This is a genomic window from Rhodococcus sp. HM1, from assembly GCF_023218075.1.
Taxonomy (GTDB): domain Bacteria; phylum Actinomycetota; class Actinomycetes; order Mycobacteriales; family Mycobacteriaceae; genus Rhodococcus.
Map to the genome: position 1 here is coordinate 1 of NZ_JALPTB010000173.1, position 1,335 is coordinate 1,335.

Here is a 1,335-nt window from a genome sequence, read left to right on the forward strand (position 1 = left end):
TGTCAAGTCCCGAGTTTTGTTGAGGCTGAGCGTGTGTTCAGTTCTCAGGCCGCAGAAGCGGCTGGCGGTTGTGCGTAGTGGGCGGTCTCGACCTCGGCCGGAGTCCGATAGTCGAGCATGCCGTGGACCCGTTCGGTATTGAACCAATGCACCCACTGCGCCGTAGCGGCCTCGACGTCCTCCCGACCGGCCCAGGGACCGTCGAGGAAGATCAACTCGGCCTTGTACAGCGAGTTCAGCGCCTCCGCCATCGCGTTGTCATAGGAGTCGCCCTTCGATCCGACGGAGGCGACCGCCGCGGCCTGATCCAGAGTCTGGGCGTAGCGCAGCGCTCGATATTGCACGCCGCGATCGCTGTGATGGACCAGGCCGGTGACGTCGTGGCCTGCACGGCGCCGTGCCCACAGGCCCATCTTCAACGCGTCGAGAGCCAGATCGGTGTACATCCGCGTCGAGGTCTGCCAACCAACAATCATGCGCGAGAACACATCCAGGACGAACGCGACGTAGACCCACCCGGACTGCGTGCGCACATACGTCAGATCGGCCACCCACAACTGGTTCGGCGCAGTGGCCGTGAAATCCCGCTCGACGAGGTCACCAGGCCGATCGGTTTCCGGTGCCGGCTTCGTCGTCCGTGGCCATTTTCCGCGCACGGTGCCGCGGACACCGAGTTCGCGGCAGAGCCGCTCGATGGTGCAGCGGGCCACCTCGTGGCCCTCCCGGACCAGCTGGGCGTGAATCTTGCGGATCCCGTAGACCCGCATCCGTGGGTGGGAGTGGATGCGCATGATGTGTTCTTTGAGGACGGCATCGCGGCGTGCACGGGCGCTGGGTTCGCGACCGATGAAGGCGTAGTAGGTGCCCGGGGCGATCTTGACCTCGGTGTTCTCCGACAGAACGCGACAGATCGGTTCGATCCCCCAGCGGTGTTTGTGTTCGTCGATGAACGCGACGATCACCTCAGTCGGCGGTCGAACTCCGCCTTCGCGAAAAAAGCTGTGGCAGAACGTAATATTTCCATCGACTGCCGTAGTTCGCGGTTCTCTTTCTCCAGGCGGCGGATGCGTGCTTCGGCATCGACGGGCTCGGTCGGGAGTTCGGCGTCTTCGGCCTTGCGCACCCAGGTCCGCAAGGCCTCCTTGTGGACGCCGGTCTGCTCGGCGATCCGGTTGATGGCGCCGGTGCGGGTATCGGGGTCGCGGCGGGCTTCGACTGCGAGTCGGGTCGCTCGCTCGCGCAGTTCCTGTGGGTATTTGTAGTTCGCCATGGTGAGTCTGGGGTGATCCTTCCGGGATATCTGGCTCACCCTCAATGAAACCAGGGACGCTTCAG

General features: G+C 64.0%; 1 protein-coding gene and 1 other annotated feature. The gene reads right to left on the minus strand.

Features of this window, described 5'->3' with window-relative positions; genetic code table 11:
• Positions 1-44 precede the first annotated feature (44 nt).
• Positions 45-1,270 (minus strand): IS3 family transposase gene (locus M1M07_RS32245; RefSeq protein ID WP_248676767.1). Its coding sequence is split into 2 segments (ribosomal slippage): positions 45-988 and positions 988-1,270, totalling 1,227 coding nucleotides; the frame shifts between segments, so codons are not numbered across the junction.
• Positions 867-1,001 (minus strand) — a sequence feature (AL1L pseudoknot). Its footprint overlaps the gene before it by 135 nt.
• Positions 1,271-1,335: the final 65 nt, after the last annotated feature.